Source organism: Sphingopyxis sp. GW247-27LB, assembly GCF_002277025.1.
In the GTDB taxonomy this organism is placed as follows: domain Bacteria; phylum Pseudomonadota; class Alphaproteobacteria; order Sphingomonadales; family Sphingomonadaceae; genus Sphingopyxis.
In genome coordinates, this window is sequence record NZ_NIWD01000016.1 from 1 (window position 1) to 17,645 (window position 17,645).

Here is a 17,645-nt window from a genome sequence, read left to right on the forward strand (position 1 = left end):
AGGGGCTCTACAAAAAGGCCCGCGCCGGCCAGCTCAAAAACTTCACCGGCATCGATAGTCCCTACGAAACACCCCAAAAACCCGAAATCCACATCCATACCACCAACATGACACCCCAACAGGCTGCCGACCTCATCGTCAATCGGCTGTTGGGGTAGCGGCGGCGATGCTGCTGTTTCGGGGGAGGGAGGCGCACAGCCGGTCGCTGCTCAAGGCGATGAGTTGGCGCGCGCTCGGCAGCATCGACACCTTTCTGCTGAGCTATTTCTTCACCGCGAGCGTCAAGGCCGCGGGCGCGATCGCGAGCACCGAGGTGCTCACCAAGATGCTGCTCTACTACCTCCACGAACGCGCCTGGGCGCGCGTCGGCTGGGGGATGGACAAGCGGGGGCCGGGCGAAGACGCAGTCGACGGCGAAGAAGGATTGATGGCCGAGCATGTCTGAAAGCGACGACCAACTGGCCGCACGCCTCGCGGCAGCGGCGGGCGACATATTGCTCGACCTGCGCCGCGCCGGCGATTTGCAGGGCAAGGCGCTGGGCCAGGCCGGCGACACCGCCGCGAACGCGATGCTGTGCCACGAACTGCGCGCCGCGCGGCCCGGTGACGGGCTGCTGTCGGAGGAAGAGAAGGATCATGACGCGCGGCTGTCGCAATCGCGCGTATGGATCGTCGATCCGCTCGATGGCACCCGCGAATATGGCGAGGGACGCAGCGACTGGGCGGTCCACGTCGCGCTCGCGGTCGACGGCGTCGCGGCGGTTGGCGCGGTTGCGCTGCCGGGGCTGGGGGTCACGCTGACGTCGGGCGCGCCTTTGCCGCTCCGCCCGGCGAACACGCCGCCCAGGATGCTCGTCAGCCGCACCCGGCCCGCGGCCGAGGCGGTGCATGTCGCCGAAGCGCTCGGCGCCGAACTCCTGCCCATGGGCTCGGCAGGGGCGAAGGCGATGGCGGTCGTGCGCGGCGAGGCCGATATCTACCTCCACACCGGCGGCCAGTATGAATGGGACAATTGCGCGCCCGTCGCGGTCGCGGCGGCCGCGGGGCTGCACGTCAGCCGCGCCGACGGATCACCGCTTCGCTACAACAATGCCGATACCTATCTTCCCGACCTTCTGATCTGCCGCAAGGAGCTGGCGGCCGATGTGTTGCGGCTCGCCGCCGAATATTCGCCGGCCTGACCGGACACCCATTGCCAGCACGCCCGCCGCGCCGTAACCCGTTGCATCGAGAAACCGAACGCATGGGAGACGCGCGATGACCGACCTGCCTGATACCAACCTCGTCATGCTCACGCTGGTGAAGCCCGAGGGCGAGCTGGAGGTCTTCCTCGAACGGCGGCCGATGCCCGAACCCGCGCCGCACGAGGTGCTGGTGAAGGTGCTGGCGACCCCGATCAACCCCTCCGACCTCGGGCTGCTGCTGGGCGCGGCGGACATGTCGACCGCACGCGCCTCGACCCGCGACGGGCTGCCGGTCGTCACCGCCGACATTCCCGCGCCCGGCATGCGCGCGATGGGCGGGCGGATCGGCGACGCGCTGCCGATCGGCAACGAAGGCTGCGGCCTCGTCGTCAAGGCGGGGTCGTCGCCCGAGGCGCAGGCGCTGCTCGGCAAGACGGTCGCGCTGATCGGCGGCGAGATCTACGCCGAATATCGCTGTCTGCCCGCGCAGATGTGCATGCTACTGCCCGACGGCACCGACCCACGCGACGGCGCCTCCTGCTTCGTCAATCCGCTCACCAGCCTGGCCTTCACCGAAACGATGCGGATGGAGGGGCACAGCGCGCTGGTCCACACCGCGGCGGCGTCGAACCTCGGCCAGATGCTGGTCAAGATCTGCGCGAAGGACGGCATTCCGCTCGTCAACATCGTGCGCAGCGAGGCGCAGGTCGCGTTGCTGAAGGACATCGGTGCGACGCACATCGTCAACAGCAGCGACGATGACTTCATGGACAAGCTCACCGCCGCGCTGACCGAGACCGGCGCGACCTGCGGTTTCGACGCGATCGGCGGGGGCAAGCTGGCCGGGCAGATTCTCGCCTGCATGGAGGTCGCCGCGGTCAAGCGGATGACGACCTACAGCCGCTACGGCTCGGACACGTTCAAGCAGGTCTATATCTATGGCGCGCTCGACCTTGGCCCCACCATCCTCAACCGCAGCTTCGGGCTGACCTGGTCGCTGTCGGGCTTCCTCTTGACCCCCTTCCTCCAGAAAGCGGGGATGGAGGTGAACATGCGGCTGCGCCAGCGCGTGGTCGACGAGCTCACCACCACCTTCAAGAGCCACTACAGCCACGAAATCTCGCTGACCGACGCGCTCGCGCTCGATACGATCGCCGGCTACAATGCGAAGCGAACCGGCGAAAAATATCTGATCCGCCCGCACGGGTAGGGGAGGGGTGCGGCGGTTAACGACCGGTTGCGGTCATATCTTCTCCCCTCCCTTTTAGGGAGGGGCTGGGGGKGGGTAGCCGCCGAAGGCGGCGTTCTTTCGTAGGCTCGCTCCGCTCGCGCACCCACCCCTAACCCCTCCCTAAAAGGGAGGGGAATGGCTCAAATCCACCCCAAAGCGGCCGCCAAGCCAACTGCCCCGACAGACCGGCGGACAGGGTGGGATTCGAACCCACGGTGAGCTTGCACCCACGGCGGTTTTCAAGACCGCTGCCTTAAACCACTCGGCCACCTGTCCTACGCCTGCCGCCATAGCGTTCGCCCGCGCGGCGGCAAGTCCAAAGCGGACAGCCTCCGTCCGGCGCGCAATTGACTCGGGCTATCGACAGCCGGGATGGCCAAGCTGCGGCCACCTGTGTCACTCTTTGCTTGGAGCCCGACGGCAAGAGGCTCTATGGGTGGGACATGATGCGCAGCAAGAGTTTCAGAATCGGGCGACTTTTTCATTTCGCGGGGGTCGTGCTCTCGGCGTGGACGCTCACTGCTTCGGCGCCGCTCCATGCCCAGGATAGCGGCGGCACCGGCTTCGACGCCTATGTCCAGTCACTGTGGCCCAAGGCAGAGGCGCGCGGCGTGTCACGCGCGACCTTCGACCGGGTGACCGCGGGGCTGCGCTACAATGCGCGCGTCGTCGCGCTCGACCGCGACAATCTCGGCGCGCCGCCAAGCCCCAATACGCCGATCCCGGCCTTCGCGCCCTACAAGGCGAAGCATGTCGATGCCGCGCGGATAGGCGGCGGGCGGCGTGTCCACGACCGGCTGTTGCCGCTGCTGTCGCGCATCGAGCAGCGCACCGGAGTGCCGACCAGCATCATGATCGCGATCTTCGGCCACGAGACCGCCTATGGCGCGGTCACCGGCAATTTCGACCTGCCCGAGGCGCTGGCGACGCTCGCCTATGAGGGGCGCCGCCGCAGCCTGTTCGAGCCTGAATTCCTCGCGACGCTCGAAATGGTGCAGAAGGGCGTGCCGCGCGAGGTGCTGAAGGGAAGCTGGGCGGGGGCTTTCGGCTATCCGCAGTTCCTGCCCTCGGTTTATTTGGCTGTGGCCGAGGACGGCGACGGCGACGGGGTCGCGCGCATCTGGTCGAGCGAGGCCGACGCGATCGAATCGATCGGCTCCTACCTCCGCCGCGCCGGCTGGCGCGCGGGGCAGCCGTGGGGGGTCGCGGTGCGCGTTCCCGCGAGCTTCGATCGCAACCGCTTCGCGACCCGTCTTCAGCCGACGCGCTGCCCGCGCGTCTTCGCGCGCTACAGCCGCTGGCGCAGCCTGGCCGAGTGGCGCGCCGACGGATTCCAGCCGATCGACGGGCGCTGGCCCGACGGGCAAATCCAGGCCACCCTGCTCGAACCCGATGGCCCGGGAAAGACCGCCTATTTGCTGACGGGCAATTATCGTGCGATACTCGACTATAATTGTTCCAACTTTTACGCGCTTTCTGTGGGGTTGCTGGCGGATGAGATCGATCGTTAGGGGCGGGGTACTGGCCGGAGCGGCGTTGATGCTCGCGGGTTGTGGAAGTTTCGATGGCAAGCGCGAGGGCGGCCCCGTCGCGGGGCCTGCGCCCGCGCCGGCGGAGACGCTCGTCCCCGACCGTCCGGTCAAGATCGGAGCGCCCTACGCCGTCGACGGCGTCACCTATACCCCTGCCGACATCGCCGATTATGACGAGGTCGGCTATGCGAGCTGGTACGGCGACGAACTCGCCGGCAAGCCGACCGCCAACGGCGAGACCTTCGACCCCGCGGCAATCAGCGCCGCGCACAAGACGCTGCCGCTGCCGAGCTATGTCGAGGTCACCGCGCTCGACACTGGACGCACGATCCTTGTCCGCGTCAACGACCGCGGGCCAATGGCGAACGACCGGCTGATCGACCTGTCGCGTGGTGCGGCCGAGCAACTCGGCCTCAAGCCCGGCGTCGCCGGCGTGCGCGTGCGGCGCACCAGCCCGCCCGCGGCCGAGCGCGCGCAGCTTCGCGCCGGCAAGGCGGTTCCCGCGCGAATCCCGACGCCCGACTCGCTGCTCGCCATCCTGCGCAGCAAGCTGACCGGCAAGCCGTCGCCCGCCGCGATCGCTGCCGGAGTCGCGAAGCCGGCGGCGCCCGCTGCGCCGCCCCCACGCACCAAGCCCGGCGACGACCGGTTCATCGTCGAAGGCCCGGGCGGCAAGGCGCCGCCCACCGCATCGGCTCCGCCCAAACCCGCGCCCGCCGCGACTTCGGGCAGCTATGCAGTCCAGGTCGCGACCTTCAGCACCGAAGCTCGCGCCAATGCCACCGCGAAGGTGGTCGGCGGCAGCGTCGGCAAGGCGGGCAATCTCTGGCGCGTCCGCATGGGCCCCTTCGCGAGCGAGGCCGACGCGAAGGCCGCGCTCGGCAAGGCCCATGCGAAGGGATTCCGCGACGCCGTGATCACGCGCGACCGCTGACGGCCTCGCATGCGGCGTCGGACCATCCTCGAGCGAAGCGGAGCGGGGCTCGTGCTGGCCGCGCTGGCGCTTGCTGTCGCGCCGTCCGCCGCGCCCGCGGGTGCCGCCCCCACGCATGCGCCGGCGAGCCGCCCGCTCTACACCACGCAGGCGCCGATCGTGATGCTCAAGGATCTCGATTCGGGGGCGATCCTCTTCGAGCGCGGCGCCGACAAGCGCTTCGCACCCGCCTCGATGGCGAAGGTGATGACCGCCTATGTCGTGCTCGACCTGATCGACAGCGGCAAATTGTCGCGCGACAAGCGCTTCACGGTCAGCGAGGCGACGTGGAAGAAGTGGAACGGCAGCAACGGCGGCTCGACGATGTTCCTGCGCGCGGGCGAGACGGTGTCGGTCGACGAACTGCTCAAGGGGCTGATCACCGTGTCGGGCAATGATGCCGCCGCCGCGCTCGCGGTCGGTGTCGACGGCAGCGAAGAGGCTTTCGTCCGCCGAATGAACGATATGGCGGCCACACTTGGCATGACGTCCAGCCGGTTCGGGACCCCCAACGGCTGGCCCGACGGCGGCGTGACCAAGGTCAGCGCCGCCGACCTCATCACGCTCGCCGACCGGCTGATCCGCGACCACCCGGGTGGCTATGCCCGCTATTTCTCGATTCCGAAGCTCCAGCACGGCAAGGCGCCCGACGGCACGCCGATCGTCCAGCCGAACCGCAACCCGATCCTCGGGCGCTTCGACGGCGCCGACGGGCTCAAGACCGGGCACACGGCGGAAGCCGGCTATTGCTTTCTCGGCTCGGCGAAGCGCGGCGGACGGCGGCTGATCATGGTCGTCGCGGGGATGAAGAGCGAAAAGGCGCGGCGCGACGAGGCCGAGCGGCTGATGACTTGGGGATTCGAAGCGTGGGAAGGCCGCGAGATCGTTCCCGCGGGCGGCAAGGTCGGGCGACTCGATGTCGGGCAGGGCGCCCAGCCCAGCGTCGCCGCCGAAGCAGCGATTCCGGTACGGATGACCGTCCCCAAGGGCTTTGCGGGCGGCTTTCGCGCGACGATGCGCGCGCGGGCACCGCTCGCCGCGCCGGTCGCGCGCGGCAGCCGGATCGCCGAGCTCGTCGTCGCCCCCGACGGCCTGCCGCCGCAGGTTACGCCGCTGTTCGCCGCGAACGATGTGGGGAAGGGCGGCTGGTTCGATCGCGCACGCACCGGCCTCTACCGGCTGGCCGGCTGGTGAACGGGCGCTTCATCACGCTCGAGGGCGGGGAAGGGGGCGGCAAGTCGACCCAGCTCCGCGCGCTCGCCGCCGCACTCGGCGCGCGCGGGATCGAGGTCGTCGCGACGCGCGAACCCGGCGGCAGCGCGGGCGCCGAAGCGATCCGCGCGCTGCTGATGGAAGGCGCCGAAGACCGCTGGGACGCGCGTGCCGAGGCGCTGCTTTTCGCCGCCGCGCGCGCCGACCATGTCGCGCGCACGATCCGCCCCGCGATCGCGCGCGGCGCCTGGGTCATCTGCGACCGTTTCGTCGATTCGAGCCGCGCCTATCAGGGGGGCGGCGGCGGCCTGACCGACGCCGATATCCTCGCGCTCCATGGCGTCGGATCCGAAGGGTTGCTCCCCGACCGCACTTTTCTGCTTGGCGTGAGCGCCGGCGAGGCCGCGCGCCGCCTGTCGGTGCGCGACGCCGCGGGCGCCGACCGCATGGGCAGCAAACCCGCCGACTATCAGGCGCGCCTCGCCGCGCGTTTCGCCGAGATGGCGGCGGCCGAACCCGAACGCTGGCGCATGATCGACGCCGATGGCCCCGCGGAGGCCGTCACCGCGGCGATCCTTGCCGACCTCGCGGACTGGCTGCCATGATCGGCCACCGCGATGCCGAGAGCGCCTTCGTCGAAGCCTGGGCGGCGGGGCGCCTCCACCACGCCTGGCTGCTCGCCGGGCCGCAGGGGATGGGAAAGGCCGCTTTCGCCGCGCGCGCCGCGCGCTTTCTCGTCACGCACGATGGCGGCGGGGGCGGTCAGCCGCTACCCTTCGACGATCCGGGCGATGCCGCCGCGGGCCGCCTCGTCGATGCCGGCAATCATCCCGAGATCCTCACCCTCGCGCGGCAGCCGAAGGACAAGAGCAAGGAGCTCGCGCGCAACATCACGATCGACCAGGTGCGTCAGATGATCCGCCGCCTCCACCTGTCGCTGTCGCTCGGCGACTGGCGGGTGATCATCGTCGACGCGGTCGACGATCTCGAGACCGACGGTGCCAACGCGCTCCTCAAGACGCTCGAGGAACCGCCCGCCAAAACGCTCTTCCTGCTTGTCAGCCATTCGCCCGGACGCCTGCTGCCGACGATCCGGTCGCGGTGCAGAACGCTGCGTTTTCAACCCGTTGAGCGTGACGTCATGGCGTCCTGGCTGCACGAGATGCGCCCAATGCTCGATGCGGCCGAGGTGCGGGCGATCGCGGGCGCGTCGGGCGGCGTGCCGGGCAAGGCGCTCGCGCTGATCGACAGCGACGTCGCGGCGATGGAGAGGAAATTGCTCGCGATTGCGACCTCGGGCGATCCCGGCAACCGCCTGCGCGAAGCGCTCGCGCGCGAGGTCGGCGGGACGAGCAACCGCGAGCGGCTCGAACTCGTCATCGATATCGTGCCCGGCCTGCTCACCCGCCTCGCGCGCGAACGCCCGGTCGCCGAGATCGCGCCGGTGCTCGCGCAGTGGGATCGCGTGCAACGCACGGTGCGCGACGCGATCCGCGGTTCCTACGACGGCGCGATGGTCGGCTTCGAGATCGGCAACTGCCTGGCGGAACTGGCACCACGCGAGGGTGCCGCCCGATAACACCCCAGCAAAGGCGGGGACGAGGGATACTTCCCCTCGTGCCTCGCACCCGCTAAGGCGCGCGCATGTCCGAAACCCAGACTCCCTTCTACATCACCACCGCGATCAGCTATCCCAACGGTCGCCCGCACATCGGCCACGCTTATGAGGCGATCGCGACCGACGTCATGGCGCGGTTCCAGCGCGCGCGCGGCCGCGACGTCCGGTTGGTCACCGGCACCGACGAGCATGGGCTGAAAATGTATCAGACCGCGCGCGACCAGGGCCGTGCGACGATCGATCTCGCCGATGAAATGTCGGGATATTTCCGTGCGATGTACGCCAAGCTGAATATCAGCTATGACAACTTCATGCGCACGTCGGACCCCGCGCATCACGCGGCGTCGCAGGCGATCTGGCGCGCGATGGCGGCGAACGACGATCTCTATCTCGACCGCTATGAAGGCTGGTATTCGGTTCGCGACGAGGCTTTCTACGACGAAAGCGAACTGAGCGAGGGGGAAGGGGGCGCCAAGCTGTCGCCACAGAATACCCCGGTCGAATGGACGGTCGAGGAAAGCTGGTTCTTCCGCCTTTCGGCCTATCAGGACCGGCTGCTCGCGCTCTATCGCGACAATCCCGATTTCATCCGCCCCGAAAGCCGCCGCAACGAGGTGCTGCGCTTCGTCGAGGGTGGTCTCAAGGATCTCAGCGTCTCGCGCACCAGCTTCGACTGGGGCGTGCCGGTGCCGGATTCGCCGGGGCATGTGATGTATGTCTGGGTCGATGCGCTCACCACCTACCTCTCGGGGCTCGGCTACCCCGATGCCGGCAGCGACTTCGCGCGCTTCTGGCCCGCCGACATTCACATGATCGGCAAGGATATCGTGCGTTTTCATACGGTTTACTGGCCGGCCTTCCTGATGAGCGCCGGCCTGCCGCTGCCGAAACAGGTGTTCGGTCACGGCTTCCTCCTCAACCGCGGCGAGAAGATGTCGAAATCGCTCGGCAATGTCGTCGATCCGATGGACCTCGCCGAGCGGTTCGGGGTCGACGCGCTGCGCTATTATCTGCTCCGCGAGGTCAGCTTCGGCCAGGACGGCAGCTATTCGGCCGAAGCGATCGTGCGCACCGCCAATGCCGACCTCGCGAACAGCTTCGGCAATCTCGCGCAGCGCAGCTTGTCGATGATTTTCAAGAATTTGAGCGGCAATCTGTCCGCAGATTATCAGGCGGCGCCCGAGGATGAGGCGCTGCTCGCCGACCTGCTCGACATGGCGCGGACGCGCCTGCCGCGCGAGTTCGAGCAGCTCGCTTTCTCGGTCGGGATCGAGGACTGGATCCGCGCGGTCTTCGCCTGCAACCAATATGTCGACGCGACCGCGCCCTGGGCGCTGCGCAAGACCGATCCCGAGCGGATGCGCGCGGTGCTGATGACGCTGTTCCAGGCGGTGCGCGCGCTCGCGATCGCGATCCGTCCCGTAGTCCCGGCGGCCGCCGACGCGTTGCTCGATCAGATGGGCATCGCCGCCGACGCGCGCGATTTCGCGGCGCTCGCCGATACGGGCTGGTTCGCGAAGCTCGCCGCGAGCGGCTTCGTGGTTGGCCAGCCGGTCCCGATCTTCCCCCGGCTCGATCTGCCCGCCGACGAAGATGGGGGAGAAGGGGAGGAGGCGGCCGCCTGATGCTCGTCGATTCGCACTGCCACCTCAATTACAAGGGGCTCGCCGAACAGCAGAGCGAGGTGCTGAATCGCGCGCGCGCGCGCGGCGTGACCGCGATGCTCAACATCGCGACGCGCGAGAGCGAGTGGGACGAGGTGCTCGCCGCCGCCGAAACGAACGACGATGTCTGGGCGAGCGTCGGCATCCATCCGCACGACGCCGATCAGCACCCCGACGTCGATACCGCCAAGCTGGTGGAGCGCGCCGCGCACCCGCGCGTGATCGGCATCGGCGAGACCGGGCTCGATTATTATTACGACAAGAGCGACCGGACGCGGCAGCAGGAAAGCTTCCGCCGCCACATCCATGCCTCGCAGCAGACCGGGCTGCCGATCATCGTCCACACCCGCGATGCCGAGGCCGACACGCTCGCGCTGCTCGGCGAGGAGATGGGCAGGGCGCCCTATCCCGGCGTCATCCACTGCTTCACCGCGAGCGATGATTTCGCGCGGAAGGCGCTCGATCTCGGGCTTTATATCTCGATTTCGGGGATCGTGACCTTCAAGAACGCCGCCGATCTGCAGGCGACCGCGCGGTGGCTGCCGCAGGACCGGCTGCTCGTCGAAACCGACTCCCCCTTCCTCGCCCCTGTTCCGCACCGCGGCAAGCCCGGCGAACCCGCCTTCGTGGCCGACACGCTGGCCTATCTTGCGCAGTTGCGCGGCGAGGAGCCGAACGCGCTGGCGGCGGCGACCAGCGCCAATTTCTACCGTCTTTTCAACAAGGCGCAGCCATGACGTCGCATCGGGCATGAAGCTGCGCATTCTCGGTTGCGGCACCTCGTCGGGGGTGCCGCGGATCGGCAACGACTGGGGCCAGTGCGACCCCGACAACCCGCGCAACCTGCGCAGCCGCGCCTCGATCATGGTCTCGCTCGGCGGCTTCCGCCTGCTCGTCGACACCAGCCCCGACATGCGGATGCAACTGCTCGACGCGGGCGTGGGCGAGGTCGACGCGGTGATCTGGACCCACGAGCACGCCGACCACACCCACGGGCTCGACGATCTCCGTCAAATCATGCACCTGCGCGGCTCGGCGGTGCCCGCCTATGCGCGCGACCATGTGCTCGACATATTGAAATGGCGCTTCACCTACGCTTTCGCCGGCAATGCGGGCTATCCTGCGTCGGTCGACCCGATCGAGCTTCTCGACCATCAGTCGATCGGCCCGATCGAGGTGTCGGCGCTCGAAATGCCGCACGGTCCGATCAAGGCGAGCGGGCTGATCTTCAGTGATGGTGCCCACAAGATCGGATATGCCACGGATTTTTCGCGCTTTACGGATGAGATGGTCGACTTCTTTCAGGGTGTAGACCTGTTCGTGATCGACGCGCTGCGCCGCTATCCGCATCCGACGCATCCGCATCTCGCGATGAGCCTTGAAGGCCTCGCCAAGGTCGGCCATCCGCGCGCGATCATCACCCATATGGACAATACGATGGATTATGACGACCTTGCCGACGAATTGCCGCGGGGCGTCGAGCCGGGCTATGACGGGTTGGAGGTGCAGCTATGACGATGGAATCGGGCGCCGACATGCTGTGGTTCGCGATGGCGTTCACGCTGGTGGTCAGCGCGCTCGTCGCGCGCCAGCTCAAATTGGCCGACTGGCTCAAGATGGGACTCGCCTGGCTGGCGATCTTCGGGCTCGTGTTCATCGCGATCCGGACTTATCAGCTCGCGGCGGGATGAGGGCGCCGAGAGGGGTTTTCCTGTCCGGCTGTATGATAATTTAACATAATATATATTATCGGATAAAATGATGTCGAGCGACGCGGCCAGTCCCCCCAATCCCCCTATCGACCGGTTGCTCGCGATCATGCGGCAATTGCGCAATCCCGATGGCGGCTGCGAATGGGATCTCGCGCAGGATTTCGAAACGATCGCACCGTACACGATCGAGGAAGCCTATGAGGTCGCCGACGCGATCGCCGGCGGCGATTCCGCCGCGATCTGCGACGAGCTCGGCGACTTGTTGCTCCAGGTCGTCTTCCACGCCCAGATCGCCGCCGACCGTGGCCTGTTCGGCTTCGACGATGTCGCGAACGCGATTTCCGCCAAGATGGAACGGCGCCATCCGCATATCTTCGGTGACGTCACGACGGCGGACGTTCGTCAGCAATGGGAAGCGATCAAGGCGGCCGAGCGCGCCGCCGACGGCCCGCAAGGCGCGCTCGCCGGCGTGGCGCTGTCGCTGCCGGCGCTGCTGCGCGCGCAGAAGTTGCAGGGCCGCGCCGCGCGCGTTGGTTTCGACTGGCCCGATGCCGACGGCCCGCGCGACAAGATCGCCGAGGAACTCGCCGAAGTCGCCGAAGCCGACGGTGACGCCGCGCGGCACGAGGAGATCGGCGACCTGCTCTTCGCGGTCGTCAACTATGCGCGCAAGCTCGGCGTCGATGCCGAAGACGCGCTGCGCGAAGCCAACGCCAAATTCGCGCGGCGCTTTGCCGCCATGGAGACCCGCGCCGGCGGCAGCCTGGCCGGCCTGCCGCTGGACGCGCAGGAAGCGCATTGGGTCGCGGTGAAGAAGGCCGAGCGGGGCTAGATCAGCCCTGGCTGGAAGGCCACAACCGCTCGAACCGCGCCCGATCGGCGGGGTCGAGCCGCACCGTCAACCGGTGCCCGCCTTCCTCGACCTCGTCGGACAATATGTCGCCGCGCGCGTGGAGCCATGCCATCGCCTCGCCCTGGTCGAAGCGCAGAAAGACGCGCGCCACTTCGTGCCGCGCGGTCAGGTCCGCCGCCATCAGCGCGCGCGCCGCGTCGACGCCCTCGCCGGTCTCGGCCGAAATCACCGCGACGTCACGCCGCCGCGCCGCCATCTCCTCGATTTCGGCGCGATGCTCGGGGCTCGCGGTGTCGATCTTGTTCCAGATTTCGATCTGCGCGATGGCGGCGGGCGCATCCCCTTCCCCGTCCTGCGGCCCGTTCACCCCCAGCGAATCGAGGATGGCGGCAACATCGGCATATTGCGCCTCGCTGTCGGGATGGGTGATGTCGCGGACGTGGACGATCAGGTCTGCGGTCGTCACTTCCTCCAAGGTCGCGCGGAACGCGGCGACCAGTTCGGTGGGCAGGTCGGATACGAAACCCACCGTGTCCGACAGGATCGCCTTGTCGATCCCCGGCAGGCGGATTTCGCGCATCGTCGGGTCGAGTGTCGCGAACAGCATATCTTCCGCCATGACGTCACTACCGGTCAGGCGATTGAAAAAGGTAGATTTTCCGGCATTGGTGTAGCCGACGAGCGCGATCACCGGCCACGGCGCACGCTGGCGTTTGGCGCGCTGCAGCTGGCGCGTGCGGCGGGCATCCTCGAGGCTGCGGCGGATGCGCGCCATGCGGTTTCGGATCATCCGCCGGTCGGCCTCGATCTGCGTCTCGCCCGGTCCGCCCAGAAAGCCGAAGCCGCCGCGCTGGCGCTCGAGGTGGGTCCAGCTGCGCACCAGACGCCCCGCCTGATAGTCGAGATGCGCGAGCTCGACCTGCAGCCGCCCCTCGGCCGTCGCCGCGCGCTCGCCGAAGATTTCCAGAATTAATCCTGTTCGATCAATGACTTTTGCCCCGAACTCGGTTTCCAGATTACGCTGCTGGATCGCGGAGAGCGCCGCATCGACGATGACGAGTTGCGCGGCACTTTCGGCAATATCGGGCTTCACCGCCTCGATCTGCCCGACCCCGATCAAGGTCGCCGCGCGCGTCTGCCGCAGGCGCAGAGGATGCACCGCGACGACCTCGATCCCGATCGCAACCGCCAGTCCCGCCGCCTCGGCAACGCGCGCGTCGAGGTCGCGCGAAAGCCCCTGCCCGCGCCATTCGGGCACGACCAGCACGGCGCGCGCGCCGCGCGTCACCTCCACGTCGTCGGGGTTCATACGGTCGGTCAGGCGTCGGCGCCGTCCGCGTCGCCATCGCCATTGTCGGTCAGATTGACCGGGCCGTTCGGCTGCACCGTCGAGATCGCATGCTTGTAGACGAGTTGCACCTGCCGCTCGCGCTCGAGCAGCATGCAGAACAGATCGAAGGCGACGATATCGCCCTGGAGCATCACGCCGTTGACGAGGAACATCGTCACCGACTCGTCCGAGCGCCGCACCGCGTTCAGGAACACGTCCTGCAGCGCCTTGCCCTTGCTCGGCGGCGCGTCGCGCACATCATCGCCCAGCGAGGCGAGGTCGAAGTCGTGCGACGGCATCACGGTCGAGATCGCATGCTTGTAGACGAGTTGCGACTGACCGTCGCGGCGCAGCAGCAGCGAGAAATTATCGAACCAGGTGATGATTCCCTGCAATTTCACGCCCTTGACGAGGAACATCGTCACGGGTGTCTTGCTGCGGCGCAGGGCGTTGAGGAAGAGATCCTGGAGATTCTGGTTTTTATCGGACACATTGGCCTCCTGTTCTTGGCGGCGGATACCGCTTGGCGGGGCTTGTGCCCCGCTCCTGTTCATCTTGGCGACTGCAATATGCGGCAAAGCGCCGCACAGGTCTAGGGCAAAGCCTTCACCCGTCGCTTTCGGGATTATCGGTCAATCCCAAAAGCTTCAGTTTGCGGTGCAAGGCCGAGCGTTCCATGCCGATGAAGGTCGCGGTGCGCGAGATATTGCCCGAAAAACGGTTGATCTGGATGCGTAGATACTCGCGCTCGAAATTCTCGCGCGCCTCCTTGAGCGGGATCGCGGTGATCGATTCGGCGCCCGGCAGGATATCGGCGCCGCCGCGGACCAGTTCGCCCGGTAGCATGTCGACGTCGATCCGGCTCAACCGGTCGCTCGGCGCGAGGATCATCACGCGCTCGATGACGTTGCGCAACTCGCGGACGTTGCCCGGCCAGTCGTGCGCCTGGAGCGCGGCCATCGCCTCGGCGCTGATCTCGGGCGGCGGCACGCGGCGGTCGGCGGCATAGCGACGCACGAAATGGTCGCACAGGCTCGCGATGTCGTCGCGGCGCTCGCGCAGCGGCGGGATATGAACCGGAACGACGTTGAGCCGATAGTAGAGATCCTCGCGAAAGCGGCTCTCGGCGATTTCGGTTGTGAGTTCGCGCGCCGATCCCGAGATGATGCGGACGTCGACGCGGATCATCGTGCGCCCGCCGACGCGGGTGAAGCTCTGGTCGGTCAGCACGCGCAGGATCTTGCCCTGCGTCGTCAGCGGCATGTCGGCGACCTCATCGAGGAACAGCGTTCCGCCATGCGCCTGTTCGAGCAGGCCGACGCGGATCGATCCGTCGTCGGATTCGGCGCCGAACAATTCGGCCTCGACCGTCTCGGGATCCATGCGTGCCGAGGAAATGACGCGGAACGGCGCGTTCTGCCGCCCGCTCCAGCCGTGGAGCACGCGCGCCGCGACCTCCTTGCCGACGCCGGGGGCGCCGGTGATCAGCACGCGGCTGCCCGTACCCGCGACGCGCTTCAGCGTCGCGCGGACATTGTTGATCGCGGCGCTGGTCCCCGTGAGTTCGTCGGCGGGGCCGGCACGCTCGCGCAGGCGCTCATATTCGAACTTGAGCCGCTCATTCTCGGTCGCGCGCGCGACGAGGTGGAGCAGTCGCTCGGCCTCGAAGGGCTTTTCGATGAAATCGAACGCGCCGCGGCGGATCGCCGCGACCGCGGTATCGAGCCCGCCGTGGCCCGAAATGACGATGATCGGCAGCGTCGGGTCGAACGCCTTGATCGCTTCGACGAGCCCGAGGCCGTCGAGCCGCGAGCCCTGCAGCCAGACGTCGATCAGCGCCAGCGACGGACGGCGCTGGCGGATCGCGTCGAGCGCGGCGTCGCTGTCGGACGCGGTGCGCGCCTCATAGCCCTCGTCCTCCATGACGCCGGCGACCAGTTCGCAAATGTCGCGTTCGTCATCGACGATCAAAATATCAAGCGCCATGGTCTTCCCTGTCCTGTCGATTCCTGATCCGGCCCGGGACCGATTCCCCCTGTCCCGCGCTCGCGTCGCCCCCCTTCCCTGCCAGATGGCGCAACCGGTCGGGGTGGAGGGTTAGCGTCACGCACGTCCCCTGTCCCGCCGGATTGTCGGAAAATTCCAGTTCGCCATAATGTTGTTCGACGATCTTCTTGACGATCGCGAGACCGAGACCGGTGCCGCCCTGACGCGTCGTCATATAGGGCTCGGCGATCGCGTCGCGCGCTTCGGGCAGCCCGATCCCATCGTCGGCGATGCGGATGCGGATCGCGTTTTGCTGGTCGATGTCGAGCGAAGCCGCGATATGTCCTGCCGGAGAAGCATCCGATGATTTCGATTGTTCTTCAATTGCTTCGACAGCATTTTTGACGATATTCGTCAATGCCTGCGACAGCAGGCGGCGATCGCAGACGAGCGGCTCGATCTCGTTCGGGACCGTCACCGCGAACTGAATGTCAGGCTTCGCCACCTCGAACAGGAACACCGCCTGTTTCAGGATGTCGCGAACGTCCTCGACCCCGAAGGTCGGCTTCGGCATGCGCGCGAAGCTCGAAAATTCGTCGACCATCCGGCGCATGTCGTGCACCTGGCGGATCACCGTGTCGGTGAGCCGGCGGAAGGTCGCCTCGTCGCCCTCGACCTTGTCGCCGAAGCGGCGCTGGAGGCGTTCGGCGGCGAGCTGGATCGGGGTCAGCGGATTCTTGATCTCATGCGCGATGCGGCGAGCGACGTCGGACCAGGCGGCGCGGCGCTGGTCGGCGAGCTGCTGGGTGATATCCTCGAAGCTGAGCACGAAGCCGTCGCCCTGCGCCACAGCCTTGGCGGCGAAGGTCGCGGGCTCGGCATCCTTGCGCGCGAGCTGGACGATCGCCTCATGCTCGTTGCTGGCGAGCAATTGTTCGAGTTCGGGCGCAACCTCGACGAGCGGCTTGCCGGTGAGATTTTCCCCCGCGGTGCCGACCAGCCGCTCGGCGGCGGCGTTCGCGAGCAGGATGCGATGCTTCCGATCGACCGAGACGACCGCCGAGGTGACGCCGCTGAGCACCGCCTCGATGAAAACGCGCCGCGCCTCGAGCTGTTCGTTGACGCTGACGAGGGCGCTCGTCTGGCCCTGCAACTGTTCGGTCATCCGGTTGAAGGCGCGCGTCAGCACCGCGATCTCGTCGTTGCGCGCCGTCGGCGTCACGCGCACCGACAGGTCGCCGCCCGCCGCGGTCCGCGCCGCGCCGACGAGCGTCCCGAGCGGGCGGACGATGCGGTCGGCGACGACGATCGCGCCGATCACGGCCAGCGCGAGCAGCAGCAGCGACCCCAGATAGAGCGCGCCGTTGAACTGCAACTGCAGCAACTGCGAACGATCGAAGAGCGCATTATAGTCCGCAAGCACGGTGTTGGCGCGGTCGAACTGCCCCAGACCCAGCGTGTTCGCGCCGCGCGAGGTGTAAAGATAGACGTTGTCCCGGTTCGGCAGACGCGTCGCGGCCTCGAGCCGATCGGCCTGACGGGTGATGACAACCGGCTCCCCCGCGTTCAACCGCTTGACGATCGCGGAGGATATACGGCCCTCCGCAGTGCGATTGTCGGGGTTCATCATGATCGGCGTCCGCGCGATCCCGTCGGCGCCGATCTCGATGATCGCCGATTCGTTCATCTCGCGCAGCACGACCTGCTGAAGGTAGCGGTCGTTGAAGGCGTCGCTGTCGATCGGAAAATCGTCGAGATAGCGGCTCAAATCCTTCGCCATCACGATCGTGTTGGCGCCGAGCGATTTCTGGCTGTCCTCGTAGAAGGCCTGGGCGATGCCGGCTGCATTCTCGAACATGCCGCGCGAGCGGTCCGAATACCAGAAATCGACCCCGAACTGGAACAGCAGCGAGGCGAAGATCACCACGAGGAGCGTCGGCGCCGCCGCGATCAGCGAGAAGAGCGCGACGAGACGGACGTGCAGGCGTCCGCTGCCCCCTGCCATCGAATGCACGGCGCGCGACCGCGCGACGCGGCTGCCGATCAGGACGATCAGCGCCATCGCGGGCACGAGATTTGCGACCATGATCGCCGCGACCAGCGCCGGCGTCAGCAGCCGCTCACTCTGTGCATCGCCCGTGACGAAGATATAGGTGGCGATGCCGATGCTGACGATCAGCGCCAGCGTATAATATTCGGGGGCGGCAAAGCGCCAGACCCCCGAGCGCGCCGCCTGACCGTCCGAATCGATATCGAGAGCCAGGGGAGCCGACTTCGCCATTGTTGCGTCGATACGACAAACCTGTTGCATAGAGAACACACAATATCGCGTGCCATCACGATTCAACGC

At 67.3% G+C, this 17,645-nt stretch carries 18 protein-coding genes and 1 tRNA gene; 14 read left to right on the plus strand and 5 right to left on the minus strand.

Annotation, left to right across the window (positions count from 1 at the left end; all coding sequences use genetic code 11):
- The 4 genes from CD928_RS21190 to CD928_RS21205 form a co-directional block, all read left to right on the plus strand.
- Positions 1-158, plus strand: a 158-nt coding sequence (locus CD928_RS21190) for an adenylyl-sulfate kinase (protein WP_141237223.1), incomplete at its 5' end; no start/stop codon positions are given.
- An 8-nt stretch (positions 159-166) separates the two neighbouring features.
- Positions 167-445: a DUF2061 domain-containing protein gene (locus tag CD928_RS21195; RefSeq protein ID WP_095389097.1), complete on the plus strand. Its 279-nt coding sequence runs from the start codon at positions 167-169 to the stop codon at positions 443-445.
- A complete protein-coding gene (locus CD928_RS21200; protein ID WP_095389098.1) occupies positions 438-1,181 on the plus strand; it encodes a 3'(2'),5'-bisphosphate nucleotidase CysQ in 744 nt (247 codons plus the stop codon). The genes CD928_RS21195 and CD928_RS21200 overlap by 8 nt, the downstream gene beginning before the upstream one ends.
- Positions 1,182-1,257: 76 nt before the next feature.
- On the plus strand, positions 1,258-2,394 hold the full coding sequence (locus CD928_RS21205; RefSeq protein ID WP_095389099.1) for a zinc-binding dehydrogenase: 1,137 nt from the start codon (positions 1,258-1,260) through the stop codon (positions 2,392-2,394).
- A 210-nt stretch (positions 2,395-2,604) separates the two neighbouring features.
- On the opposite strand, the gene CD928_RS21210 is transcribed toward CD928_RS21205, so the two are convergent.
- Positions 2,605-2,691 (minus strand) — tRNA-Ser (locus CD928_RS21210).
- 167 nt (positions 2,692-2,858) lie between these two features.
- On the opposite strand from CD928_RS21210, the gene CD928_RS21215 reads away from it, so the two are divergent.
- The 10 genes from CD928_RS21215 (at position 2,859) to mazG (ending at position 11,958) form a co-directional block, all read left to right on the plus strand.
- Positions 2,859-3,926, plus strand: a complete 1,068-nt coding sequence (locus CD928_RS21215) for a lytic transglycosylase domain-containing protein (RefSeq protein WP_095389100.1) — start codon at positions 2,859-2,861, stop codon at positions 3,924-3,926.
- On the plus strand, positions 3,910-4,881 hold the full coding sequence (locus CD928_RS21220; RefSeq protein WP_095389101.1) for a septal ring lytic transglycosylase RlpA family protein: 972 nt from the start codon (positions 3,910-3,912) through the stop codon (positions 4,879-4,881). The genes CD928_RS21215 and CD928_RS21220 overlap by 17 nt, the downstream gene beginning before the upstream one ends.
- A gap of 9 nt (positions 4,882-4,890) precedes the next feature.
- Entirely contained in the window at positions 4,891-6,114 is a 1,224-nt protein-coding gene (locus CD928_RS21225) for a D-alanyl-D-alanine carboxypeptidase family protein (protein ID WP_095389102.1), read from the plus strand.
- On the plus strand, positions 6,108-6,737 hold the full coding sequence (gene tmk / locus CD928_RS21230) for a dTMP kinase (protein ID WP_095389201.1): 630 nt from the start codon (positions 6,108-6,110) through the stop codon (positions 6,735-6,737). Before CD928_RS21225 ends, tmk begins: the two co-directional genes overlap by 7 nt.
- Complete coding sequence (locus CD928_RS21235; RefSeq protein ID WP_255247290.1) at positions 6,734-7,711, plus strand: DNA polymerase III subunit delta'; 978 nt, start codon at positions 6,734-6,736, stop codon at positions 7,709-7,711. The genes tmk and CD928_RS21235 overlap by 4 nt, the downstream gene beginning before the upstream one ends.
- 65 nt (positions 7,712-7,776) lie before the next feature.
- Complete coding sequence (gene metG, locus CD928_RS21240) at positions 7,777-9,375, plus strand: methionine--tRNA ligase (protein ID WP_095389103.1); 1,599 nt, start codon at positions 7,777-7,779, stop codon at positions 9,373-9,375.
- Positions 9,375-10,151 carry a TatD family hydrolase gene (locus CD928_RS21245; protein WP_095389104.1) on the plus strand — a complete coding sequence of 259 codons (777 nt, stop codon included), beginning with the start codon at positions 9,375-9,377 and terminating at the stop codon, positions 10,149-10,151. Before metG ends, CD928_RS21245 begins: the two co-directional genes overlap by 1 nt.
- Before the next feature lie 13 nt (positions 10,152-10,164).
- Complete coding sequence (locus CD928_RS21250) at positions 10,165-10,929, plus strand: MBL fold metallo-hydrolase (RefSeq protein WP_095389105.1); 765 nt, start codon at positions 10,165-10,167, stop codon at positions 10,927-10,929.
- Entirely contained in the window at positions 10,926-11,105 is a 180-nt protein-coding gene (locus CD928_RS23180; protein ID WP_141237224.1) for a hypothetical protein, read from the plus strand. The genes CD928_RS21250 and CD928_RS23180 overlap by 4 nt, the downstream gene beginning before the upstream one ends.
- 67 nt (positions 11,106-11,172) lie before the next feature.
- Positions 11,173-11,958, plus strand: coding sequence for a nucleoside triphosphate pyrophosphohydrolase (gene mazG / locus CD928_RS21255; protein WP_095389106.1), 786 nt, complete (start codon positions 11,173-11,175; stop codon positions 11,956-11,958).
- Between the two features lies 1 nt (position 11,959).
- On the opposite strand, the gene hflX is transcribed toward mazG, so the two are convergent.
- The 4 genes from hflX to CD928_RS21275 are packed head-to-tail and all read right to left on the minus strand — an operon-like array spanning position 11,960 to position 17,576.
- Positions 11,960-13,288 carry a GTPase HflX gene (gene hflX / locus CD928_RS21260; RefSeq protein WP_095389107.1) on the minus strand — a complete coding sequence of 443 codons (1,329 nt, stop codon included), beginning with the start codon at positions 13,286-13,288 and terminating at the stop codon, positions 11,960-11,962.
- 8 nt (positions 13,289-13,296) lie between these two features.
- The gene (hfq, locus tag CD928_RS21265) at positions 13,297-13,887 is read right to left on the minus strand and encodes an RNA chaperone Hfq (protein ID WP_255247291.1); all 591 of its coding nucleotides are present in this window, start codon (positions 13,885-13,887) and stop codon (positions 13,297-13,299) included.
- Between the two features lie 28 nt (positions 13,888-13,915).
- Positions 13,916-15,295 (minus strand): sigma-54 dependent transcriptional regulator, encoded by a 1,380-nt coding sequence (locus tag CD928_RS21270; protein ID WP_095389108.1) that lies wholly within the window; start codon positions 15,293-15,295, stop codon positions 13,916-13,918.
- Entirely contained in the window at positions 15,285-17,576 is a 2,292-nt protein-coding gene (locus CD928_RS21275) for an ATP-binding protein (RefSeq protein WP_255247292.1), read from the minus strand. Before CD928_RS21275 ends, CD928_RS21270 begins: the two co-directional genes overlap by 11 nt.
- Positions 17,577-17,645: the final 69 nt, after the last annotated feature.